This is a genomic window from Pandoraea captiosa (assembly GCF_902459775.1).
Lineage (GTDB): Bacteria > Pseudomonadota > Gammaproteobacteria > Burkholderiales > Burkholderiaceae > Pandoraea > Pandoraea captiosa.
This window is the reverse complement of sequence record NZ_CABPSQ010000003.1, coordinates 15,255-37,805: the sequence shown is the minus strand read 5'-3', so window position 1 is coordinate 37,805 and position 22,551 is coordinate 15,255. Positions and strand designations below refer to the sequence as shown.

Below are 22,551 nucleotides of genomic sequence, written 5' to 3'. Positions count from 1 at the left end.
CGACTTGCGCTAACGAACCTAACCTATCCAACTTACGCTATCCGACTCACGCCATCCGATGCCCGTCATCGGATCCACACCATTGGAGTTCCACCATGTCGTATCAGCACATCAAGATCCCGGCAGGCGAGAAGATCACCGTCAACAAGGATTTCTCGCTGAACGTGCCGGACAATCCGATCATTCCGTATATCGAAGGCGACGGCACGGGCGTCGACATTACGCCGGTGATGCTTCGGGTCGTCGATGCCGCGGTGGAGAAAGCGTACAGCGGCAAGCGCAAGATCAGCTGGATGGAAATCTATGCCGGCGAAAAATCGACGCGTGTCTACGGGCCGGACGTCTGGTTGCCGGACGAAACGCTTCAGGTCGTGAAGGACTACGTGGTCTCGATAAAGGGACCGCTCACGACACCGGTGGGCGGCGGTATCCGGTCGCTCAATGTGGCGCTGCGTCAGCAACTCGATCTGTACGTCTGTCTGCGTCCGGTGCAGTACTTCAAGGGCGTGCCCTCGCCGGTGCGTCAGCCCGAGAAGATCAATATGGTGATCTTCCGGGAAAACTCGGAGGACATTTACGCCGGCATTGAATGGGAAGCCGAATCTGCCGGTGCCAAAAAGCTGATCGCGTTCCTGCAAAACGAGATGGGGGTGAGCAAGATCCGTTTCCCCCAGACGTCGGGCATCGGCGTGAAGCCGGTCTCGCGCGAGGGCACGGAGCGCCTCGTACGCAAGGCGATTCAGTATGCGATCGACAACAACCGCGATACGGTCACGCTCGTGCACAAGGGCAATATCATGAAGTTCACCGAAGGCGCGTTCCGCGACTGGGGGTATGAACTCGCGAAGAAGGAATTCTCGGCAACGGAGATCGACGGCGGTCCCTGGTGCAAGGTGAAGAATCCGAAGACGGGCAAGGAGATCACCATCAAGGATTCGATTGCGGACGCATTCCTTCAGCAAATTCTGTTGCGACCGGCGGAGTACGACGTCATCGCCACGCTGAATCTGAACGGGGACTACATCTCCGATGCGCTCGCCGCGCAGGTCGGTGGCATCGGCATTGCACCCGGCGCGAACCTTTCCGACTCGGTGGCCATGTTCGAAGCGACGCACGGCACCGCGCCGAAGTACGCCGGTAAGGACTACGTCAATCCGGGATCCGAAATTCTGTCGGCGGAAATGATGCTGCGTCACATGGGGTGGACGGAAGCGGCGGATCTGATCATCGCGTCGATGGAAAAATCGATCCTCTCGAAGAAGGTGACATACGACTTCGCTCGCCTGATGGAGGGCGCCACGCAAGTGTCGTGCTCCGGATTTGGCGACGTGATGATCGCGAATATGTGACGCACGAGGGCATTGCCCCGGGTTGACGACTCGGGGTCGCCTCGATTTCGAAGCGACCCCGGTATTCGAAGCGACCCCGGTATGGCAAGGCTTGCCGGGGTTTTTCGCAGGCACGGCGGGTTGGGCTGTCGCGGCATGACGCCGGGGCGCAGGCGAAAGAGCGCTAACGGATGACAATCTTCGTCGTTACGCGATGCTCGCCGGTGGTGGGGGTGCGACTGCCGAACTCGCGAGGGAATCCGACGGTCCAGACGACTTCATCCGTCCCCGGCACCGGACCGGCCTGATACCAGACGATCATTCCCGAGAACTTCATTTGCTCGCAGCGCTGGCCGATGGGCACCGTGTAGGTGATCCACTCTGGCGTGACTTCGCCCAACGCCGGCTTCGAGTCCAGTTCGAAGGTCGGTGTGCCGAGGTCTCGACACAACGCGTTGTAGTTGCTCTGTTCCCAGATCGATATCTTCTGACCGACCGCGGCTTCGACCTCGATGGTGTCCGGCGGGAATGGCGGACGCGCGCCTGCGGCGGCAGCGCCAAGCACGCAAACGGCGAACACTGCGGCCCGCACGGTGGCTGCGGTGGTATCCATGGCGGATCTCCCACCCCCCTGTTCAACCGGCACAGCGGCGTTCTCGCTCCCTGGTCCCGTGCCGATTATCCGCTTTCATTACAGTGCACGGACGGGAACAACGCAAGGAGCGGGGATTGCGTTGTCGCGTCGTCAACTCATCGCCAGTCGAAGCGTGCCGCGAGCCGTTGCTGCTCGAACGCCTGCGCCACATGATCGACGAACACCCGGGTGCGTAGCGGCAACTGCTTCTTGTTGGGGTAGTAGATGAACACGCCGCCGTATTCGTCGAACCAGTCCGGCAGCAGCCGCACAATGCGTCCGTCCGCGAGCATTGGCGCTGCGTGCGGCATGGGCAACAGGGCGAGGCCGTAGCCGAGCGCGACCGCGTGCGCCATCGCCTCCGGGTCGTCGAAAATCATGCGCGTGCGTGCCTCGACGTTGACCCGTTCACCCGTGACATGGCAAAGGTTCCAGGCGCGCAGGCGACCGGATACGCCGGAGCGCCGCATGATGGCATCGAGGCTCGCCAGGTCGGAGGGGTGCCGGGGCATCTCGCGCCCCGCCATGTAGGTGGCCGACGCGCACATCACGGCATACGTCGGTGCGAGTCGGCGAGCAATCACGCCTTGCGTAAGCTCGATGCCACCGCCGATCGCGGCGTCGAACCCTTCGCCCACGACATCCACGCTGCGGTTATCGAATCGCCAGTCCGGCACGATGTCCGGATATCGCGCCTGAAAGTCGCCGAGCATCGGCAGCAGATACTGTCGCCCGAACGAATGCGCCATGCTGACTTTCAATGTGCCCGAGGGCGCGCCTTCGCGCTCGGCCGCCCGCGAGAAGGCATCCGTCAAGGCGGCAAACGGCCCGTCCACGTCGAGCAGAAAGCGCTCGCCGCCCGCCGTCAGCGTGAGGCTGCGCGTGCTGCGGTGAAACAATCGCAACCCGAGCTGCGCTTCCAGACGCGCCACATTCTTGCTGACGGCGGCCGGTGTCATGCCCAGCCGACGCGCGGCCGCCGAAAAGCTCCCGGCACGCGCGCTGAGCACAAACGATTCGATCAGATGGAGGGCATCCATACGTCATCTGTTCCAATGGGTTGAAAGTGATGATCGCTATTATGGTCTAGTTGCAATGCAATTCGGCGCCGATACTGGCTTCACTTCCTAACCCAGTGGAGCAAGATCATGGCAACGAACTTTCAAGGCAAGGTGGCATTCGTGACGGGTGGATCGCGCGGTATCGGCGCGGCCATCGTGCAACGGTTTGCCGACGACGGCGCAGCCGTCGCTTTCACCTACAACGGATCGAAGGCGGCGGCGGAAACGCTGGTCGCGCGCATCCGAAACGCAGGCGGGCGCGCGCTCGCGCTGCAAGCCGACGTCGCCGACGCCCAGGCTCTCACGCGCGCGGTGGACGACGCGGCACGTGAATTCGGCAAGGTCGACATTCTGGTGAACAACGCAGGGGTCTTCTCGATGGGCAACATCGCCGAGCTCGAACTGCAAGAGTTCGAGCGCATGCTCAATGTCAACGTGCGTGCCGTGTTCGTCGCGTCGAAGGCGGCGCTCACGCACATGGGCGAGGGTGGTCGCATCATCAACATCGGTTCGTGCAACGCCGAGCGCGTGCCGTTCCCCGATTTCGCCACGTACGCGATGACCAAGTCGGCGCTCGTCGGTCTGGTCAAAGGCATGGCTCGCGACCTCGGCCCTCGCGGGATTACCGTCAACAATGTGCAACCGGGACCGACGAACACCGACATGAACCCGGCTGCCGGCGAGTTTGCCGGAGCGATGCACGACCTCATGGCGATCAAGCGTCACGGCCGTCCGGAAGAAATCGCGGGAATGGTCGCCTATCTCGCCAGCGATGCCGCCGGTTTCGTCACGGGCGCCAGCCTGACGATCGACGGCGGCTTCAACGCGTAACGCGCCGACCTTCAGCGAGCGAGGCGGACACGCGCGGTACATGGCGCCATGCCTGCGTTCGCGTCACTCCGAAAACAAGTCGAACAATAACGCTCGCATCCATTGACTCCCCGGCTCGCGGTGAAACCGCGCGTGCCAGAACAGATTGATCTGCACGTCGGGGAGATCGATCGGATGATCGACGTAGCGCAGTCCGAAGTGCCGGGCGCTGCGTTGCGCGAACTTCTCCGTCACGGTGGCGATGAGATCGGTCGCGTGCAGAATGTCGGCAAGCGCGACGAAATGCGGCACGCGTAGCCGTATGTTGCGTTGGACATGCGCGCGCGCCATGAAGTCATCCACTTGCCCGTGCCCGGTGCCCGCGGCCACCACCATCACCTGCTCCGCACGCTCGAAGTCTTCGCGCGTCATTGGGCGGGCCGTCGGCTTGCGCGAGCCCGCGGATCGCGCCGTGCGATCGAGCGGATGCCCGGGGCGAAACATGCACACGTATTTCTGGCGGAACAGCCGCCGCTGGAAAAACTCCGTCGTCAGGTCCGGCAGGTGGCCGATCGCCAGATCGACCTGCCCGGCCGCCATCTCCTCGCGAAGGTTGACTGCCGTATTGCGCACCGTGCTGACCGTAATGCCCGGCGCGCGCTCGCCCAGCGCGTGCATCAGTTTCGGCAGGAAGTGCACTTCGCCGATGTCGGTCATGGCGATCTGAAACGCGCGCTGGCTCGTCGCCGGGTCGAACGCCAGCTCGCGATTGAACACCCCGTGCAAGGCATCGAGCGCAGCCGCCACGGGTTCGGCCAGTTCGATGGCCATCGGCGTGGGCAACATGCCCCGCGATGTGCGGATAAACAGCTCGTCGTTGAACAGCTTGCGCAGACGTGCCAGCGAGTTGCTGACCGCAGGTTGCGTAACGCCTAGCGTTTGCGCGACACGAGAAACGCGTCTTGCGTTGTACAGATGCTGGAAAACCACCAGCAGGTTCAAATCGACGGCGTGCAAGTCCATAACGAGTCCGCAGACGTGGGTGGCTTCGGCAGCATCGGCATCATCCGTCGCTGCAAAATCACGAAATTTTATAGGCCATATAAACGAGATTCTATTGGTTTATATCGAGGGTTGCGCGATGCTGCTGGCAAACGGCGTCTTAACGCCATGCGCGGCACCCGGAAGGTGTCGCCAGAACGGAGACAATCCCCATCATGCAAGTTCACGTGCAGCCGCTTGGCGAGCGCTTCGAGGTTGTGCCCGGCGACAACCTGCTCAAGGTCCTCACCGACCGCCAGATTCCCATTTCGTACAGTTGCCTGTCCGGACGCTGCGGCACTTGCCGCTGCCGTGTCGTGTCGGGCGACGTACGCGAAGCCGAAGGGGTCGAATATCGTCATCACGACGATCACGACGATCACGACGATGGCGACGATGGCGACGATGGCGCATCGCCAACGACGTCGTCCGCCCCGGCCGGTGCGCAGCGTCAGCGCTACGTGCTCGCCTGTCAGTCGAGCGTCCATGGCGACTGTGAAATCGTGTTGCCGGACGTGGATGAAGTCGTTGTGCATCCCGCCAGAATCCTCAAGGCGACGGTCCAGGCCATCGAACCCCTGACGCACGACATCAAGCGGCTGGTACTCAAGCCGGCCAAGCCGCTCAGCTTCTCCCCCGGCCAATACGCGACACTGCAATTCACCCCGGCTCACATCCGTCCGTACTCGATGGCCGGACTCGACGCCGACGACACCCTCGAATTCCACATACGCCGCGTGCCGGGCGGCGCTGTGACCGGTTACGTGGACGAGCAACTCAAGGTCGGCGATGCGGTACGGGTGTCCGGGCCGTTGGGAACGTCGTATCTCCGCAGGCGCCATGACGGGCCGATGCTGTGCGTTGCCGGCGGTACCGGGCTGGCGCCCGTGCTGTCCATCGTGCGCGGCGCGCTGGCGCACGGCATGACGAATCCCATCGAGATTTACGTCGGTGCGCGCTCTGCGGCGGACGTCTACGGCCTCGCGTGGCTGCACGAACTGGCGTCGCGCCGCGCCGGTATTCGCCTGCATGTCGTGACGACGCTCGACACCCCGGGGCAGCGCAGCGCGTCCGAAGCGACCTTCCGCAGCGGCCATGTCACCGAAGCGCTCGATGCGGACTTCGCTGCCCCGAATGCCCTGGTTGGCTGGCGTGCCTATCTGTGCGGTGCGCCGCCAATGGTCGAGGCCGCCACTCGCCTGCTGCGTGAGCGTGGCATCGACGGCGCACATATCTACGCTGACGCGTTCTACGCCAGGGCGGCTTGATCCGGCAGATCAGGCGGGGTTGTCCAAGCGGCCGGATCAGACCGATCAGGCAATTTCGAAACGCTACCGCCTTGCTAGTCGGCCCCCCACTTTTTCATCAGGAGACGATCGTGACCACAACACCGCAGACCGGCGTCGATCCCGTCGAGCCGGCACCGTGCCCCCCCTTAGCGCCGTCGGACATCTGGCCCACGGACGGTTCGAGCCGGATCCCGTTCCGGGTCTACACCGACGAGCAACTGCACCGGCGCGAGCTGGAGCAGTGTTTTTATCGCAATCACTGGAATTACGTCGGTCTGGAAGCCGAGGTCCCGAACCCGGGCGACTTCAAGCGCACGGTCATCGGCGAGCGCTCCGTGATCGTGACGCGCGACGCCACGGGCGAGATCAACGTGGTCGAGAACGTGTGCGCCCACCGTGGCATGAAATTCTGCCGCGAAAAGCGCGGCAACCGCACGGATTTCCATTGCCCCTACCACCAGTGGAACTACGACCTCAAAGGCAACCTGCAAGGCGTGCCGTTTCGGCGCGGCGTGAAGCAGGACGGCAAGATCAACGGCGGCATGCCGAAGGATTTCAAGCCGGAGGAGCATGGCCTGACCAAGCTCAAGGTGGCCACGCGCGGGGGCGTGATATTCGCGTCGTTCGACCATGAGGTCGAGTCGCTCGAAGACTTTCTCGGGCCGGATATCTGCGCCTATTTCGACCGGCTGTTCGACGGTCGCAAGCTCAAGCTGCTCGGTTACAACAAGCAGCGGATTCCGGGCAACTGGAAGCTGATGCAGGAAAACATCAAGGACCCGTACCACCCGGGATTGCTGCACACGTGGTTCGTCACGTTCGGCCTCTGGCGCGCGGACAACAAATCGCGTCTGGTGATGGACGCCCACGGTCGTCACGCGGCCATGGTGTCCACACGGGGGCAGGGCGGCGGCGGCGAGGTGACCTCGGGCGTGTCGAGCTTCAAGGAATCGATGTCGCTCAACGACATGCGATTTCTCGACATCGTGCAGGAAGATTGGTGGAAGGGACCGACGGCGGTTCTGATGACCCTCTTTCCCAGCGTCATCCTGCAGCAGCAGGTCAACTCCGTATCGACGCGTCATATCCAGCCACGCGGTCACAACGCGTTCGACTTCGTATGGACACACTTCGGCTTCGAGGACGACACCGAGGAAATGACGCAGCGGCGTCTGCGTCAGGCCAACCTGTTCGGCCCGGCAGGTTTTGTCTCGGCAGACGACGGGGAGGCCATCGAGTGCTCGCAGGAGGGCTTCGCGCAGAAGCCGTGGCATCGGGTGTTGGCCGAGTTGGGGGGCACCGGGGTGGAGAACACCGAGCACATGGTGACTGAGACGCTGATTCGCGGCATGTACGCCTACTGGCGGCGTGTGATGGGCGTTTGAGATCGCCGGGGAGACGATTCGATGGTGGATTTTGCAACGTTTCAGGCAGTGGTCGAACTCAATGCCGCCTACGCGGCGGCGCTCGACACGCAGGCATGGGATGCATGGCCCGAGTTCTTTCTGGACGAGTGCGTCTACCGCATTCAGCCGCGCGAGAATTTCGAGATGGGCTTACCCCTCGCCACGCTTTCGTTCGAGAGCAAAGGCATGCTGCGCGACCGCATCTATGGCATTCGCGACACGCTTTTCCATGATCCGTACTACCAGCGGCACGTGATCGGATTGCCGTCCATCCGGGCGGTGGATGACGACACGTTGCACGTTGAGGCGAATTACGCGGTGTTCCGGACAAAGCCGGATCAGTTGACGGACATTCTGTCCGTCGGCCGCTATCTGGACATCGTCAAACGCACGGGCGACGGCTGGAAGTTCGCGTCGCGCCAATGCATTTTCGACAGCGAGATGATTCCCAACTCGCTCATCTACCCGATCTGACAGCATGCTAACGATCGACACGAGGACATCATGAGCGGCAACTGGATTGAGGCGGCGTCGCGCGACGCCATTCCCGAGGACGACGTCATCGGCGTGATCGTCGGCGGACGCGACATCGCGCTGTACGGCGTCGACGGCGAAGTGTTCGCCACGGACAACGTCTGCACCCATGGAAATGCACGGCTGTGCGACGGGTTTCTGGACGGACACGAGATCGAGTGCCCGCTGCACCAGGGCAAATTCGACGTCCGGACCGGGGCGGCCATGTGCGCACCGTTGACCGAAGCCGTGAGAACCTATCCTATCCGTATCGAGGCCGACAAGGTGTTCGTAGATCTGGGGTAAGTCTCGCGCCGGGGCATCGGCATCCTTCACTTTAGGGGAATCTGTCCAAACGGGCCGCCCGATGGGTTTTCATTGGGCGGCCCGTGGCGTTTGTACGACAGCGCAGGCGTACGCCGCGCAGCGATGGACTGTGCCGCCGTGCGGCTGCCGGGCCGCCATGCGTGCCAATGCGTGGCGAGAAGCCTTGGGCGAGCCGACAAACGAGGTGAATTGTTCGATGCAGAAAATTCAACGATGAAACAAGCGGATCATCGGATGAGGGATGCAAATGACGAGTGCCATGCTTTGGAAAGCGTTAAAAGTTTATTCGTTTCGGGCACTTATCTCGCGGTATTGCGGGAAATCGCCGGCCGGTCCGCTGCGTAGGATTACTTAGTCTATTAAGGTAAATGCGTAATTGATTTCCGCAGCCGAGCAAAAGTCGGGAGTATTTTAATAACTGAGTGGATTGTTGCGACGAATATAGTTTTATAAGGTATTAATCGCAGATTAATACTGAAAACATTCGTCCCTGGAGTGGAAAATTGCGCACCTTTTGCATGCAAAAGCGGATCCAAAACGGTGCGTCTTTTCACAAGCGTTGTTGCAGTGCAATAAAAAACCCGGCCGGAGCCGGGTTTTCAATGCGTCGAACGGCGCTACCTCAGGCGGCTGCCTGGATGTTCGAAGCCTGCTTGCCCTTCGGGCCTTGTACGACCTCGAACTGAACCTTCTGACCTTCCTTCAGGGTCTTGAAGCCGTTCATCTGGATCGCCGAGAAGTGAGCGAACAGATCTTCGCCACCCTCATCCGGCGTGATGAAACCAAAACCCTTGGCGTCGTTAAACCATTTGACCGTACCGGTTGCCATACAAACTTCCCCTAAACAATTACGACTACTACATATCACCGCAACAACGAGCACATCTGAAAAACCCGCCGGCTGGCGGCGGCTTCTTAGGCTCACCCAGGCATCTTTTCTTTTAAATCACTTATAGAGGAAAAGCGCCACGTCGATTGTTTTCGCTAACTACCAACAGTGTCAAGCCCTTTTTTGAACGATAGAACTTACGTTCGATCAGGTTTTACCCTTATATCTGGGAGGGCATAAGCCGTGCGGAGACACGGGCTTGAAATTTGGGTTAAGCTGACTCATATGGGTGTGGCACCCCCGGTGGTCGGGGCTGCAGCGCCTTGCTGGACAACGCACGCGCTGAACGACGAGTGTTGGCATTCCGGTGGAGAACCGGACGGCAGGCGGCAATAGGAGCTCCGATTGCTTCCTGCACCCGGGAGTTGTTTAGAATCCACGTATGGCAACCTTACCGACAACGCATGACGACACCGTACAGGAGCGGCAGGAGCAGCAGCTCAAGCCGCCGTCCATGTACAAGGTGGTACTGTTGAACGACGATTTCACCCCGATGGAGTTCGTGGTGATGGTCATTCAGGAATATTTCAATAAGGACCGGGAATCTGCCACGCAGATCATGCTCAAGGTTCATCGCGAGGGCAGGGGAGTTTGTGGGGTCTTTACGCGCGACGTCGCGGCGACCAAAGTTGAGCAAGTCGTTAGCCATGCAAGGCAGTCCGGGCACCCGCTGCAGTGCGTGATGGAGGAAGCATGATTGCCCAGGAATTGGAAGTCAGCCTGCACATGGCGTTTATGGAAGCGCGCCAGGCACGACACGAATTCATCACGGTCGAGCACCTGTTGCTCGCCTTGTTGGATAACCCGACAGCAGCCGAAGTATTGCGCGCCTGCGCGGCAAATCTCGACGATTTGCGCCAGAACCTGCGCAATTTCATCGCTGACAACACACCGACGGTGCCGGGCAGCGACGAGGTCGACACCCAGCCCACGCTCGGTTTTCAGCGCGTGATCCAACGCGCCATCATGCACGTGCAGTCCACTTCCAACGGCAAGAAGGAAGTCACGGGCGCAAACGTGCTGGTCGCCATCTTCGGCGAGAAGGATTCCCACGCGGTCTACTACCTGCAGCAGCAGGGCGTGACGCGTCTGGACGTCGTCAATTTCATCTCCCACGGCATCACCAAGACCGGTGCGTCCGGCGAGTCGGCCAAGGCCGGCGAGGGCAGTGCCGAAGGGGAAGAGGGGGCGAACACCAAGGAAAGCCCGCTCGCGCAGTACACGCAGAACCTCAACCAGATGGCGCGCGACGGCAAGATCGATCCGCTCATCGGGCGCGAATCGGAAGTCGAACGCGTGGTGCAGGTGCTGTGCCGCCGCCGCAAGAACAATCCGTTGCTCGTGGGCGAAGCCGGTGTGGGCAAGACGGCGATCGCCGAAGGGCTCGCCTGGCGCGTCACGCGTGGCGAAGTCCCGGAGATCCTGCAGGACGCAACGGTCTACTCGCTGGATATGGGTGCGCTGCTGGCCGGTACCAAGTATCGCGGTGACTTCGAGCAGCGTCTGAAGGCGGTGCTCAAGGAACTCAAGGAGCGCAACAACGCGATCCTGTTCATCGACGAAATTCATACCCTGATCGGCGCGGGCGCCGCATCGGGCGGCACGCTCGACGCCTCGAACCTGCTCAAGCCGGCACTGTCGTCCGGGCAGCTCAAGTGCATCGGCGCGACGACGTTCACCGAATATCGCGGCATCTTCGAGAAGGACGCAGCGCTGTCGCGCCGTTTCCAGAAGATCGACGTGAACGAGCCCACCGTCGAGCAGACGGTGCAGATTCTGCGCGGGCTGAAGTCGCGTTTCGAAGAGCACCACGGCGTGAAGTATTCGTCGAGCGCGCTCTCGGCCGCGGCGGAACTGTCGGCGAAGTTCATCACCGACCGCCATCTGCCGGACAAGGCCATCGACGTGATCGATGAAGCGGGCGCCGCGCAACGCATTCTGCCGAAATCCAAGCAGAAGAAGACGATCGGCAAGGGCGAGATCGAGGAAATCGTCTCGAAGATCGCCCGGATTCCGGCGCAAAGCGTGTCGGCGGACGATCGCGGCAAGTTGCAAACGCTCGATCGCGACCTCAAGAGCGTGGTGTTCGGGCAGGATCCGGCCATCGACGCCCTGTCGGCAGCGATCAAGATGTCGCGCGCCGGGCTGGGCAAGACGGACAAGCCGATTGGTGCGTTCCTGTTCTCCGGCCCGACCGGCGTTGGCAAGACCGAAGTGGCGAAGCAACTCGCGTTCACGCTCGGCATCGAGCTGATCCGGTTCGACATGTCGGAGTACATGGAGCGCCATGCCGTGAGCCGTCTGATCGGCGCGCCGCCGGGCTATGTGGGGTTCGACCAGGGTGGTTTGCTGACCGAAGCTGTCACGAAAAAGCCGCATTGCGTGCTGTTGCTCGACGAAATCGAGAAGGCGCATCCGGACATCTTCAACGTGCTGCTCCAGGTGATGGATCACGGCACGCTGACGGACAACAACGGTCGCAAGGCAGACTTCCGTAACGTCATCATCATCATGACGACGAACGCGGGTGCCGAGACGATCAACCGTGCGAGCATCGGCTTTACGAACGAGCGTCAGGCCGGCGACGAGATGGCCGACATCAAGCGCATGTTCACGCCGGAATTCCGCAACCGTCTGGATGCGATCATCAGCTTCAAGCCGCTCGACGAGCAGATTATTCTGCGCGTGGTCGACAAGTTCCTCATTCAGCTCGAAGATCAGCTGCACGAGAAGAAGGTCGAAGTTGTCTTCACGGACAAGCTGCGCACGTATCTGTCGAAGAAGGGTTTCGATCCGCTCATGGGCGCGCGTCCGATGCAGCGTTTGATCCAGGACACGATTCGTCGTGCGCTGGCAGACGAACTGCTGTTCGGCCGCCTCACCAGCGGAGGCCGCGTGAGCGTCGACCTGGACGAGCACGATCAGGTGCAACTGTCCTTCCCCGAGGACGGCAACACCAAGGCACAGCCGGAAGCCGCCGAAGTCGAGTGATCGAGCCGGTATTGCCCTAAAGAAAAAGCGCCGCATTTGCGGCGCTTTTTCGTTGCATCCGTGCTCCGTCGAGACCGGGGCGGCGGCTTGCGTTATCGCGTGATGGCGTTAGCGCGTTACTGCTTGCCCGTGCTGCCGAAGCCGCCGGCGCCGCGATCGCTTTCGGGGAATTCGTCGACGATATTGAATTCGGCCTGCACGACCGGCACGATTACCAGTTGCGCCAGACGCTCGAACGGATTCAACACGAACGGCTCATTGCCGCGATTCCACGTCGAGACCATCAACTGCCCCTGATAGTCCGAGTCGATCAGGCCGACCAGGTTACCGAGCACGATGCCGTGCTTGTGGCCGAGACCCGAGCGCGGCAGGATCAGCGCGGCGTAGCCCGCGTCCGCCAGATGGATGGCCAGGCCCGTCGGCACGAGCACCGTCTGGCCGGGGGCGATGGTCATCGGGGCGTCCAGACAGGCGCGCAGGTCGAGGCCGGCGCTGCCCGGGGTCGCGTAGGCGGGCAACTGCATGCGAAGGCGTTCGTCGAGAATCTTGACGTCGAGTTTCATGGCGTGATGGCGTTGAATTAGGGCAAAAAAGAAGTCGGCGAAATCGGTTGGATCGGTTGGATCGGTTGGCTCGGTTGGCTCGGCCGAATCGACCGAATCGCTCGTGGCGGCGGAGCAAACCGAAGGGGCTTAATCCTCGGCGCGCAACGAAAACGCCTGTGCGAGCAATTCGTGGGAACGCAATCGGGCGCGGTAGCTGCCTGCGACCGTCAGCACAGTGATTTCGTCGGCCTCGAACTGCGCCTGCAATTCGAGCACGCGCTCGGTCACGCGCTCCGGGGTGCCGATGATACTACGCGGCTTCTCCCTCGCAATCACCGACAACTCCCTGTCGCGGTACTGAGGCTTGGCCTGCGCACCTTGTTCGAGGCTGGGAATCGGCTCGTTCATGCCGTAGGCCATCTGCACACGACGCAGGTCCACGCCCGCTTCCAGGGCTTCGGCTTGCGCCTGCGTATCTGCGCAGATGACGAACAGCGCGACCGAGCAGTAGGGCTTGTCGAGCTGACCCGGCGTGAAACGCTCGCGATAGGCCTGCGTCACACGATGTCCGTAATGGGCATTGATGAAGTGCGCGAAACAGTAGCGAAGGCCGAGTTGAGCGGCGAGCAGCCCGCCAAATTCACTCGATCCCAATACCCACAGCTCGGGTCGTGTCTCGACGGCCGGTTGCAGCAACACGCCGCGATACGGGTGATCGTCGGGCAATGTGTCGCCGAAGAGGCCGGCCAGTTCGGCGACCTGCTGGGGAAAGTGTTCGCCTGCGTCGTACGGGCCTTTCGCGACGGCGCGCGCGGTACGCATGTCGCCGCCCGGTGCACGGCCGACACCCAGGTCGATCCGGTTCGGGAACAGCGCTTCGAGCATCAGAAATTGCTCGGCGAGTTTGAAAGGACTGTAGTACGGCAGCATGACGCCGCCCGAGCCCACCCGCAGGCGCTTCGTTACGCTCGCGAGCCGCGCGATCATGACTTCCGGCGCGGGGTTGGCCACGCCGCGCAGCCCGTGGTGCTCTGCACACCAGTAGCGTGTGTAGCCCAGGTCGTCGGCGGCTTGCGCCAGCTCCACGGTTGCCGCGATGGCGTCCGCCACGCTATGCCCGTGAATCACCGGCGTCTGATCGAGAATCGAGAGTTTGATTCGCTGCGTTGGTTGCACCATGCGTTTCCCGCTCCTTGTCGATCCCCCACGGTCGCCGCGCGGCTCGGGGGCATCGACGCATCGTCATGTATCGTTCAGTGGCCGCTGCCGGCGGAGGCGTCCACCGGCGCGGTACCCGGGCCTGCGTGCGGCAGGCGCGCAATCATCAGAATGGCCACAATGCCGCCGAGGGCGCCGCACAGAAAAATCGAGGCGTAGCCGAAGAAGTTGGCCACCAGTCCGGCCATTGGCCCGATCAGCCCCAGGGCGAGATCGAAGAACGCGGAGTAGGCGGCCAGCGCCGCGCCACGGTTCTGCGCGGGGACCTGACGCAGCGCTTCCACACCGAGCGCCGGAAACACCAGGGAGAATCCCACACCCGTGAGGCCGGCGCCGACCAGCGCCATATGCGGATTGACCGCACCCCACAGCAGAAATTGACCGATGGCGCTGAAAACCAGCGAGCACATGGCGACGCGGCGTCCGCCGAAACGGTCCACCGCATGCGAGAACAGTACACGCATCGCGATGAACGTGCCGCTGTAGAGCGTGAGCGCAAACGCCGCACCTGACCAGCCGTGGCTTGCGTAAAACAACGTGATGAACGCCGCGATCACCGCATAGCCGATGCTGCCGAGCGTCATGGCGAGACCGGGACGCCAGACCAGGCCGACGACCCTGAAGAACGACAGGCGCGTGCCGCCCACGGGCGCCGCCGCGGGCAGGCGCAGCGCGATAGCGAATGCCACGGCGGGCAAGCCGACGTTGACGAGCGACACGACGGTGAAGCCCGCCGCCTGCAACAAGTACGCGCCAAACGGCGCGCCAACCGCGAGCGCGGTGTACATCGACACGCCTTGCCACGAGATGGCCTTGCTCGCGTGCGTCGCACCGAGCAGGCCGATACCCCACGACATGCCGCCTGTGAGCAGCAGGCTTTCCCCGAAGCCGAGCACGACGCGTCCGGCAAGCAGCACGCCGAGCGCGAGCGCGGGCGTGGGCATGACCGACGCGACAAGGTACAGCACGCCCGCCGCTGCACAGCCGCACAGACCTGTGAGCACAGCGTGACGTGGGCCGCGCGTGTCTACAGTGCGCCCGGCGTATGAGCGCAGCAGCAGCGTGACGACCGACTGAATGCCGATCGTCACCCCGACGACGAACGAGCCGAAGCCGAGCGTTTCATGAACATACACCGGCAGCACGGGAAGCGGCATGCCGATCGTCATGAAGCCGAAGAACATGATCCCGGCGAGCATGCTCAGGGTCCCGTAGACACTGACTGTCGGTCGCGCGGAGGAAGAAGGTAGCGTCATTTTGATGGTTTTCGAAGGCTCTGGTCCGAGGGCCGGTGGACCGACGGACGAGGCGCCGAACGAGGTGAAAGCGTGCAAAGCGCGGAGCACGTGAAACGTATGGAATGTTCGGAACGTTCCGACCGTTCGGCTGCCCCGCCGCTCATCCCCGCCAGTCTGTCAGCGTCGCCGGACAACGACAATGACAGACGGACTGGCTGTAGGGGTATTGCGGGTGTGTTCGGCGCAATCGGCGAAATCAGCCCAATCAGGCCGGCTTGCGCGACGGCAGGCGCGCGGCGATCTCGACGATCAGGCTGCGCGCGAGGGACTGCTTGTCGGCGCGCGGCAGGCGCTTTTGGCCCGACTCGTCGAACAGAATCACTTCGTTGTCGTCCTGCCCGAACGTGGCGGGCCCGAGATTGCCCACGAGCAGCGGCACCTGTTTGCGCTGACGCTTTTGCGCGCCATGCTTTTCCAGATCGCCCGACTCGGCTGCAAAACCCACGCAGTAGGGCGGAGCCGGCAGTTGCGCCACGGCGGCGAGAATGTCCGGATTCTGGACGAATTCGAGCGTCGGCACATCCGCGTCGCCCGTCTTCTTGATCTTGTCGCGCGCCACGTCCTTCACCCGCCAGTCGGCGACCGCCGCCACGGCGATGAAAATGTCGTTGCGCGAAACATCTGCCATGACGGCGTCGTACATCTGCTGCGCCGTCTGGACATTGCTGCGCGTCACCCCGTAGGGCGTCGCGAGCGAGGTCGGACCGGCAACGAGATGGACGTCCGCACCGGCTTGCGCCGCCGCGCGCGCAAGGGCGAAGCCCATCTTGCCGCTCGACAGATTGGTCAGCCCACGCACGGGATCGATGGGCTCGAACGTCGGACCGGCGGTAATGAGGACACGGCGTCCGGCCAGGCGCTTCGTCTGAAAGAACCCCGCGAGCGCTTCGTAGAGATCTTCCGGTTCGAGCATGCGACCATCGCCGATTTCACCGCATGCCTGATCGCCGCTGCCGGGACCGAGAATCGTGACGCCATCGCCGCGCAGCGTCGCGGCGTTGCGTTGGGTCGCCGGATTTGCCCACATCTGACGATTCATCGCGGGCGCCACGAGCAACGGACAGTCGCGCGCTACGCACAGCGTGGAGAGCAGATCGTCGGCCATGCCGTGCGCGAGCTTGGCGAGAAAATCGGTGGAGGCGGGGGCGATCAGGATGGCGTCGGCCTCACGCGAGAGGTCGATGTGCGCCATGTTGTTGTCGATGCGGTTGTCCCACTGACTTGTGAAGACCGGACGGCCCGAGAGCGCCTGCATCGTGAGCGGCGTGATGAATTGCGTGGCGGCTTCGGTCATGACGACCTGCACCGTCGCACCGGCCTTGATGAGCAGCCGCGTGAGCTCGGCCGACTTGTAGCAGGCGATGCCGCCCGTCAGGCCGAGGACGATGGTCTTGCCTGCCAGTTCACCGCGTTCCATAGGAAAAAGCCTCCTCCAAAGTGCCGCGCGGCGCCTCCAGGGCGCCGCGACGGTATTTGCTGCTCTCGTCGATTCGCGCGCGGTTGGCGGGCGCGAATCGTGCCGCCAATCTTGCTGCTGAATGTGCTGCTGATCGGGCGGCGGGGTGGGTGGCAGGGCGGACTGACTACTTGCCGCGCCGCACGCGTCGCAACTCGTCGATCACCAGCAACACCGCGCCCACGCAAATGGCCGAGTCGGCCACGTTGAACGCCGGCCAGTGCCAGCCACCGACGTGAAAGTCCAGAAAGTCGATCACATGACCATAGACCACCCGGTCGATCACATTCCCCAGTGCGCCGCCCAGAATCAGCGACAGCGACAGGCAGAACATCTTCTGGCCGTTATGCCGCTTGAGCAGCCAGACGATAACCGTAGCCGCCACAACGCCGAGCAACGTGAAGAACCAGCGCTGCCAGCCGCCTGCAGCCGCCAGAAAGCTGAACGCCGCGCCCTTGTTGTACACCAGCACCAGATTGAAGAACGACGTCAGCGGGCGGAATTCTCCGTACTGAAATGTCTTCAGAATCGTCAGCTTGGTGACCTGATCGAGCAGGATCGCGATGACCGCGATCCCCAGCCACGGCGCCAGTCCGAAAGTGCTGCCACTGCGGGTTGCTCCTGCCGAGGTACGCTTTGCGCCCGTGCGGGCGCCTGCCTTGCTTGCCATTATGCCGCGCTCCGGTGTTCGCCGCTGCCGAACAGATTCGACACGCAACGGCCGCAAAGGGTCGGGTGAGCTGCGTCGGCGCCAACGTCCTCACGATAGTGCCAGCAGCGCTCGCACTTCTGATGCGTCGACGGTGTGACCACGACACCTTCTTCGGCGTCCGAGGCGACTTGCGTAACCTTGGCGGCCGACGTGATCAGCACGAAGCGCAGATCGTCGCCCAGGCTGGCGAGCACTTCGTACTTGCGGCCCGAGACACGCACATCGACTTCCGCTTGCAGCGACGAGCCGATCTGCTCGGCAGCCCGCGCTTCTTCGAGCGCCTTGGTGACGTCGCCGCGCACGGTGCGCAGCAGATGCCACTTTTCGAGCAGGCGCGTGCCTTCCGCCACTTCCGGATACGCGTAGTACGTTTCCGTGAAGATCGTGTCGTTGCCCGGTTGGAACACTTGCCACGCTTCTTCCGCCGTGAACGACAGGAACGGGGCCATGACCTTGAGCAGGCCGTGCGTGATGTGATACAGCGCATTCTGGGCCGCGCGGCGTGCCGGCGCATCGGGCGCGCTCGTGTACAGGCGGTCCTTCAGGATGTCGAGGTAGAAGCCGCCGAGGTCTTCCGAGCAGAACGTCTGGAGCTTGGACACGACCGGGTGGAACTCGTAACGGTCGTAATGGCCGAGCACTTCGGTTTGCAGCGATTGCGCCAGCGCCACGGCGTAACGGTCGATTTCGAGCCACTGGTCCGCCGGCATGGCGTGCTTCGTGTGATCGTAGTCGGCCAGATTGGCGAGCAGGAAGCGCAGCGTATTGCGGATGCGGCGGTAGCTCTCGACCACGCGCTTGAGGATTTCGTCCGAGATCGACAACTCGCCCGAGTAATCGGTCGACGCCACCCACAGGCGAATGATTTCGGCGCCCAGCTTGCCCGCGACTTCCTGCGGCACGATCGTGTTGCCGATCGACTTCGACATCTTGCGACCCTGACCGTCGACGGTGAAGCCGTGGGTGAGCAGCGCCTTGTAGGGCGGGCGGCCGTCGAGCATCGATGCGGTCAGCAGCGACGAGTGGAACCAGCCGCGGTGCTGGTCGGAGCCCTCCAGATACAGATCCGCCGGGAAGCCGAGTTCGTGCGCGTGCGAGCCGCGCAGCACGTGCCAATGGGTGGTGCCCGAGTCGAACCACACGTCGAGCGTGTCACGGTTCTTCACGTAATCCTTGGCTTCGTCGCCGAGCAGTTCGACCGGGTCGAGCGTCTGCCAGGCTTCGATGCCTTCGAGTTCCACACGCTTGGCCACGGCTTCGAGCAGTTCCGGCGTACGCGGGTGCAGGGCACCGGTTTCCTTGTGAACGAAGAACGCCATCGGCACGCCCCATTGGCGCTGGCGCGAGAGCGTCCAGTCCGGGCGGTGCGCGATCATGTTGTGCAGGCGTTGCTTGCCCCAGGACGGGAAGAACTCCGTGGCTTCGATACCGGCGAGCGCGATCTCGCGCAGCGTCTGGCCGTTGCCCGGCGCACCATCGACCGGCTTCACGTCCATGCCGGCGAACCACTGGTTCGTCGCGCGATAGATGATCGGCGACTTGTGGCGCCAGCAGTGCATGTAGCTGTGCGTGTACTTGAACGAGTGGAACAGCGAGCCCGCCTCGCGCAGCGCTTCGACGATCTGCGGGTTGGCGTCCCAGATCGACTGACCGCCGAACAGCGGCAGGCTGTCCTGATAACGGCCGTCGCCCAGCACCGGCATGCGAATTTCCGAATCCGGCATGTCGTGCGCCTTGCACGACACGAAGTCTTCCACGCCATAGGCCGGGGCCGAGTGGACGATACCGGTACCGGTATCGGTGGTCACGTAGTCGCCGAGGTAGACGGGCGACGTGCGGTCGTATCCCCCGTTGGCGGCGGCCACCGTCGCGAGCGGGTGACGGAAGCGGATCAGCGAGAGCGCTTCGCCCTTGGTGCGCGCGATGATGTCGCCGTGCAGGCCGTACGTCTTCAGGCACTCGTCGACGCGATCGGTCGCGAGGATCAGCAGGCCGCGTTCGGTCGAGACGAGGGCGTACTCGACTTCCGGATGCACGTTGAGCGCCTGGTTCGACGGAATCGTCCACGGCGTGGTCGTCCAGATGACGATGTAGCCGTCTTCGCGCGGCAGTGCCGACAGGCCAAAGGCCTTGGCCACCTTTTCCGGCTCGGCGAATGCGAAACCCACGTCGATCGCCAGATCGGTCTTGTCCTTGTACTCGACTTCCGCTTCGGCCAGTGCCGAGCCGCAGTCGAAGCACCAGTTCACCGGCTTCAGGCCTCGATACACATAGCCGTTCTCCAGAATCTTCGCCAGCGCACGAAGCTCGTCGGCTTCGTTCGAGAAGTTCATGGTCTTGTACGGATTGTCCCAGTCGCCGAGCACACCCAGTCGCTCGAAGTCCGCCTTCTGGCGCTCGATCTGGACAGCGGCGTATGCGCGCGCCTTTTCCTGCACTTCGCGCACCGGCAGGTGCTTGCCGAACTGCTTTTCGATCTGGATTTCGATGGGCATGCCGTGGCAGTCCCAGCCCGGCACGTAAGCGGCGTCGAAGCCTGCGAGGCTGCGCGCCTTGACGATCATGTCCTTGAGGATCTTGTTGACCGCGTGACCGATATGGATGTCGCCGTTCGCATACGGCGGGCCGTCATGCAGAATGAATTTCGGGCGGCCCTTGCTGGCCTTGCGGATCTTGTCGTAGATCTTCTTTTCCTGCCATTGCTTGACCCACAGCGGTTCGCGCTTGGGCAGGTCGCCGCGCATCGGGAACGGCGTGTCCAGCAGGTTGACGGGATATTTGCTCGGGGCTTTCTTTTCGCTCATGGTGCAACGCTTCGAATTTTGAATGTCGGTGTGGGGCGCTCGCGCCGGTGACGTCGACTTGGGCCTTGGTGCCTGACGCACCTGACGTGTTCTGAGGCCGGCAAAGCGACGCCCGGGCAGGTGCCAGAGGCGGCGGACCGCGCGCGAGGCGCTTGGCGCCGACGCTCGCGGGCGAAGATCAACTAATTCGGTCGGTAGCCGAGGTGGCGAAGTCGCGTCGTGCGCTCGGGCCGTTGGCGTCGAGCGCGTGGGCGAAATACGCGCGGGCCTCGCGCGTGTCCTGCGCGATGGCGGCTTCGAGCTCTGCCAGCCCGTCGAATTTCGCTTCGTCACGCAGCTTCTGCAAAAATTCCACGCGCACCAGCTTGCCGTAGCAATCGCCAACGAAGTCGAGCAGATGCACTTCCAGGAGCACGCGGCCGGAATCGTCCACGGTCGGGCGCAGGCCGAGGCTTGCCACGGCCGGCAGCGGTTTGTCCGCCAGACCATGCACCTGCACCACGAAAATGCCCGTCAGGGCGGGGTGCTTGTGGGCAATGCGCAGGTTGAGCGTCGGGAAGCCGAGCTTGCGGCCGAGCTTCATGCCATGCACGACGTGGCCGGTAATGGCGTACGGACGACCGAGCAGCGCATGGGCGCGCTCGAAGTTGCCCTCGGCAAGCGCGCTGCGCACTTCCGAGCTGGAAATGCGCACGCCGTCGTGCGCGATCGTCGGCATCTGTTCGACCACGAAGTCGAAGCGACGCCCGGCGTCACGCAGATATTCGATGTCGCCCGCGCGCTTGGCGCCGAAGCGGAAGTCGTCGCCCACGAGCAGCCAGCGGGTGTGCAGGCCGTCGACGATGATGTTGCGCACGAAATCCTCGGGCGACTGACCGGCGAAGTGGGCGTTGAAGTGCTCCACCACCAGACGGTCGACGCCGTGCGCACGCAGCGCCTCGAACTTGTCGCGCAGGTTGGAGATGCGCGCGGGGGCCCGATCGGGGGTGAAATATTCGCGGGGATGCGGCTCGAACGTCATCACGCATACCGGCAAGCCGCGCGCAGCCGCCGCCGCGCGCACGCGCGCGAGCAGTGCCTGGTGGCCCAGGTGCACGCCGTCGAAATTGCCGATCGTCAGCACGCAGGGCGCTTTGCTTTGCGCGTTGGGTAGACCCCGGAAGACTCGCACGATAAGGAAGCGTCAGAACAGGACGTTGATATTGAGTGAACCGCGCGGCGTGGCGGGCAGGACCCGGCGGCCTGTGCGGCGGGCGGAACCGGCCGGCGCAGGACGGCCGATCCGACATTGCGGCGCCGCAGAACGTTGAATTATAAACGCTTCGGGGCCATCGCGGCGCGCATCGCGCTGTCTGGTGCGCCGCGCCAATGATAAAATCCGGCGATGAAGAACATTGTCATCCTGATTTCCGGGCGAGGCAGCAACATGCAAGCCATCGTCCGGGCCTGTACCGCAGAAGGCTGGCCGGCCCGCGTGGCCGCCGTTGTCGCCAATCGTCCCGAGGCCGAAGGCCTGGCGTTCGCCCAGGAAAACGGCATTCCCACCGCCGTCGTTCCCAGCCGGGGCAAGACCCGGGAAGTCTTCGACGCCGAACTCGCCGCCGAGATCGATCGCCATGCGCCGGATCTCGTCGTGCTCGCGGGGTTCATGCGCATTCTCACGCCGGCATTCACCGAGCGCTACGCCGGTCGGCTCATCAATATTCATCCGTCGCTCCTGCCCGCCTTCCCGGGCCTGCAAACGCATGCCCGTGCGCTGGAAGCCGGCTGCAAGATCGTTGGTGCGACGGTGCATTTCGTGACCGCCGAGCTCGATCACGGCCCCTATGTCGTGCAAACGGCCATTCCCGTGCTGGCGGGCGACACGCCCGAGACACTGGCCGAGCGTATTCTGCCGCTCGAACACATCATCTATCCGCGTGCCGTACGCTGGTTCGTCGAAGACCGACTGGTCGTGGCCGACGGCCGCGTGACGGTCACCGCGCGTGCCGACGGCACTTCCGATTCGCAAGATTCGCAATGGCTTTTTGGTGAGGACGCATGAGCACCCGCCCGACCCAGCGCCGCGATGGCGCCCATCAATCCGGTAACCGCTCCGGTGGCCGTTCTTCCGACACCCGTCACGGCGCCAAGGGCGGTAACGACCGTCATTACGTTCGCCCCGATCGCTACGACCGTTCGCGCAACGATCGCCGTCAGGACGCGCCGACCGTCGTGGGCGGCGTCGGC

At 63.0% G+C, this 22,551-nt stretch carries 20 protein-coding genes; 9 read left to right on the top strand and 11 right to left on the bottom strand.

Annotation, left to right across the window (positions count from 1 at the left end; genetic code table 11):
• Positions 1–95 precede the first annotated feature (95 nt).
• The gene (gene icd / locus PCA31118_RS10695) at positions 96–1,349 is read left to right on the top strand and encodes an NADP-dependent isocitrate dehydrogenase (RefSeq protein ID WP_150625238.1); all 1,254 of its coding nucleotides are present in this window, start codon (positions 96–98) and stop codon (positions 1,347–1,349) included.
• A 163-nt stretch (positions 1,350–1,512) separates the two neighbouring features.
• Here the strand turns inward: icd and PCA31118_RS10690 are convergent, their stop codons facing one another.
• Together PCA31118_RS10690 and PCA31118_RS10685 are read right to left on the bottom strand one after the other, a co-directional pair.
• The gene (locus tag PCA31118_RS10690; protein ID WP_150625237.1) at positions 1,513–1,941 is read right to left on the bottom strand and encodes a hypothetical protein; all 429 of its coding nucleotides are present in this window, start codon (positions 1,939–1,941) and stop codon (positions 1,513–1,515) included.
• A 137-nt stretch (positions 1,942–2,078) separates the two neighbouring features.
• Positions 2,079–3,002, bottom strand: a complete 924-nt coding sequence (locus tag PCA31118_RS10685) for a LysR family transcriptional regulator (protein ID WP_150625236.1) — start codon at positions 3,000–3,002, stop codon at positions 2,079–2,081.
• A gap of 108 nt (positions 3,003–3,110) precedes the next feature.
• On the opposite strand from PCA31118_RS10685, the gene PCA31118_RS10680 reads away from it, so the two are divergent.
• A complete protein-coding gene (locus PCA31118_RS10680) occupies positions 3,111–3,854 on the top strand; it encodes an SDR family oxidoreductase (RefSeq protein WP_150625235.1) in 744 nt (247 codons plus the stop codon).
• Between the two features lie 63 nt (positions 3,855–3,917).
• On the opposite strand, the gene PCA31118_RS10675 is transcribed toward PCA31118_RS10680, so the two are convergent.
• Positions 3,918–4,856, bottom strand: coding sequence for a LysR family transcriptional regulator (locus tag PCA31118_RS10675; RefSeq protein ID WP_150625234.1), 939 nt, complete (start codon positions 4,854–4,856; stop codon positions 3,918–3,920).
• Between the two features lie 194 nt (positions 4,857–5,050).
• Between PCA31118_RS10675 and PCA31118_RS10670 the strand changes: the two genes are divergently transcribed.
• The 4 genes from PCA31118_RS10670 to PCA31118_RS10655 all read left to right on the top strand — a co-directional run bounded on the left by PCA31118_RS10670 (position 5,051) and on the right by PCA31118_RS10655 (position 8,388).
• A complete protein-coding gene (locus PCA31118_RS10670) occupies positions 5,051–6,142 on the top strand; it encodes a 2Fe-2S iron-sulfur cluster-binding protein (RefSeq protein WP_150625233.1) in 1,092 nt (363 codons plus the stop codon).
• Between the two features lie 182 nt (positions 6,143–6,324).
• Positions 6,325–7,548 carry an aromatic ring-hydroxylating dioxygenase subunit alpha gene (locus PCA31118_RS10665; RefSeq protein ID WP_150625648.1) on the top strand — a complete coding sequence of 408 codons (1,224 nt, stop codon included), beginning with the start codon at positions 6,325–6,327 and terminating at the stop codon, positions 7,546–7,548.
• Between the two features lie 21 nt (positions 7,549–7,569).
• Entirely contained in the window at positions 7,570–8,043 is a 474-nt protein-coding gene (locus tag PCA31118_RS10660; RefSeq protein ID WP_150625232.1) for an aromatic-ring-hydroxylating dioxygenase subunit beta, read from the top strand.
• A 30-nt stretch (positions 8,044–8,073) separates the two neighbouring features.
• Positions 8,074–8,388: a non-heme iron oxygenase ferredoxin subunit gene (locus PCA31118_RS10655; protein WP_150625231.1), complete on the top strand. Its 315-nt coding sequence runs from the start codon at positions 8,074–8,076 to the stop codon at positions 8,386–8,388.
• A gap of 643 nt (positions 8,389–9,031) precedes the next feature.
• Here PCA31118_RS10655 and cspD read toward each other — a convergent pair.
• Entirely contained in the window at positions 9,032–9,238 is a 207-nt protein-coding gene (gene cspD, locus PCA31118_RS10650) for a cold shock domain-containing protein CspD (RefSeq protein WP_010807119.1), read from the bottom strand.
• A 442-nt stretch (positions 9,239–9,680) separates the two neighbouring features.
• Here cspD and clpS point away from each other — a divergent pair, with 442 nt between their 5' ends.
• Positions 9,681–9,995 (top strand): ATP-dependent Clp protease adapter ClpS, encoded by a 315-nt coding sequence (gene clpS, locus PCA31118_RS10645; protein ID WP_010807118.1) that lies wholly within the window; start codon positions 9,681–9,683, stop codon positions 9,993–9,995.
• Complete coding sequence (clpA, locus tag PCA31118_RS10640; RefSeq protein WP_150625230.1) at positions 9,992–12,289, top strand: ATP-dependent Clp protease ATP-binding subunit ClpA; 2,298 nt, start codon at positions 9,992–9,994, stop codon at positions 12,287–12,289. Before clpS ends, clpA begins: the two co-directional genes overlap by 4 nt.
• Positions 12,290–12,405: 116 nt before the next feature.
• Here clpA and dut read toward each other — a convergent pair whose 3' ends face one another.
• The 7 genes from dut to PCA31118_RS10605 form a co-directional block, all read right to left on the bottom strand.
• Positions 12,406–12,852 (bottom strand): dUTP diphosphatase, encoded by a 447-nt coding sequence (gene dut, locus PCA31118_RS10635; protein WP_150625229.1) that lies wholly within the window; start codon positions 12,850–12,852, stop codon positions 12,406–12,408.
• A gap of 129 nt (positions 12,853–12,981) precedes the next feature.
• On the bottom strand, positions 12,982–14,013 hold the full coding sequence (locus tag PCA31118_RS10630; RefSeq protein ID WP_150625228.1) for an LLM class flavin-dependent oxidoreductase: 1,032 nt from the start codon (positions 14,011–14,013) through the stop codon (positions 12,982–12,984).
• A gap of 74 nt (positions 14,014–14,087) precedes the next feature.
• Positions 14,088–15,308 (bottom strand): MFS transporter, encoded by a 1,221-nt coding sequence (locus PCA31118_RS10625; RefSeq protein ID WP_150625227.1) that lies wholly within the window; start codon positions 15,306–15,308, stop codon positions 14,088–14,090.
• Between the two features lie 247 nt (positions 15,309–15,555).
• On the bottom strand, positions 15,556–16,767 hold the full coding sequence (gene coaBC, locus PCA31118_RS10620; protein WP_150625226.1) for a bifunctional phosphopantothenoylcysteine decarboxylase/phosphopantothenate--cysteine ligase CoaBC: 1,212 nt from the start codon (positions 16,765–16,767) through the stop codon (positions 15,556–15,558).
• Between the two features lie 166 nt (positions 16,768–16,933).
• Positions 16,934–17,476: a signal peptidase II gene (lspA, locus tag PCA31118_RS10615; RefSeq protein WP_150625225.1), complete on the bottom strand. Its 543-nt coding sequence runs from the start codon at positions 17,474–17,476 to the stop codon at positions 16,934–16,936.
• On the bottom strand, positions 17,476–20,322 hold the full coding sequence (gene ileS / locus PCA31118_RS10610) for an isoleucine--tRNA ligase (RefSeq protein ID WP_150625224.1): 2,847 nt from the start codon (positions 20,320–20,322) through the stop codon (positions 17,476–17,478). The genes lspA and ileS overlap by 1 nt, the downstream gene beginning before the upstream one ends.
• Before the next feature lie 178 nt (positions 20,323–20,500).
• The gene (locus PCA31118_RS10605) at positions 20,501–21,493 is read right to left on the bottom strand and encodes a bifunctional riboflavin kinase/FAD synthetase (RefSeq protein WP_150625223.1); all 993 of its coding nucleotides are present in this window, start codon (positions 21,491–21,493) and stop codon (positions 20,501–20,503) included.
• A gap of 213 nt (positions 21,494–21,706) precedes the next feature.
• Here PCA31118_RS10605 and purN point away from each other — a divergent pair, with 213 nt between their 5' ends.
• Positions 21,707–22,366: a phosphoribosylglycinamide formyltransferase gene (gene purN / locus PCA31118_RS10600; RefSeq protein ID WP_150625222.1), complete on the top strand. Its 660-nt coding sequence runs from the start codon at positions 21,707–21,709 to the stop codon at positions 22,364–22,366.
• Positions 22,367–22,551 lie beyond the last annotated feature (185 nt).

Coding starts and splice junctions, on each gene's coding strand:
- icd (WP_150625238.1), top strand. CDS start 96: ATGTCGTATCAGCACATCAAGATCCCGGCAGGCGAGAAGATCACCGTC.
- PCA31118_RS10690 (WP_150625237.1), bottom strand. CDS start 1,941: ATGGATACCACCGCAGCCACCGTGCGGGCCGCAGTGTTCGCCGTTTGC.
- PCA31118_RS10685 (WP_150625236.1), bottom strand. CDS start 3,002: ATGGATGCCCTCCATCTGATCGAATCGTTTGTGCTCAGCGCGCGTGCC.
- PCA31118_RS10680 (WP_150625235.1), top strand. CDS start 3,111: ATGGCAACGAACTTTCAAGGCAAGGTGGCATTCGTGACGGGTGGATCG.
- PCA31118_RS10675 (WP_150625234.1), bottom strand. CDS start 4,856: ATGGACTTGCACGCCGTCGATTTGAACCTGCTGGTGGTTTTCCAGCAT.
- PCA31118_RS10670 (WP_150625233.1), top strand. CDS start 5,051: ATGCAAGTTCACGTGCAGCCGCTTGGCGAGCGCTTCGAGGTTGTGCCC.
- PCA31118_RS10660 (WP_150625232.1), top strand. CDS start 7,570: ATGGTGGATTTTGCAACGTTTCAGGCAGTGGTCGAACTCAATGCCGCC.
- PCA31118_RS10655 (WP_150625231.1), top strand. CDS start 8,074: ATGAGCGGCAACTGGATTGAGGCGGCGTCGCGCGACGCCATTCCCGAG.
- cspD (WP_010807119.1), bottom strand. CDS start 9,238: ATGGCAACCGGTACGGTCAAATGGTTTAACGACGCCAAGGGTTTTGGT.
- clpS (WP_010807118.1), top strand. CDS start 9,681: ATGGCAACCTTACCGACAACGCATGACGACACCGTACAGGAGCGGCAG.
- clpA (WP_150625230.1), top strand. CDS start 9,992: ATGATTGCCCAGGAATTGGAAGTCAGCCTGCACATGGCGTTTATGGAA.
- dut (WP_150625229.1), bottom strand. CDS start 12,852: ATGAAACTCGACGTCAAGATTCTCGACGAACGCCTTCGCATGCAGTTG.
- PCA31118_RS10630 (WP_150625228.1), bottom strand. CDS start 14,013: ATGGTGCAACCAACGCAGCGAATCAAACTCTCGATTCTCGATCAGACG.
- PCA31118_RS10625 (WP_150625227.1), bottom strand. CDS start 15,308: ATGACGCTACCTTCTTCCTCCGCGCGACCGACAGTCAGTGTCTACGGG.
- coaBC (WP_150625226.1), bottom strand. CDS start 16,767: ATGGAACGCGGTGAACTGGCAGGCAAGACCATCGTCCTCGGCCTGACG.
- lspA (WP_150625225.1), bottom strand. CDS start 17,476: ATGGCAAGCAAGGCAGGCGCCCGCACGGGCGCAAAGCGTACCTCGGCA.
- ileS (WP_150625224.1), bottom strand. CDS start 20,322: ATGAGCGAAAAGAAAGCCCCGAGCAAATATCCCGTCAACCTGCTGGAC.
- purN (WP_150625222.1), top strand. CDS start 21,707: ATGAAGAACATTGTCATCCTGATTTCCGGGCGAGGCAGCAACATGCAA.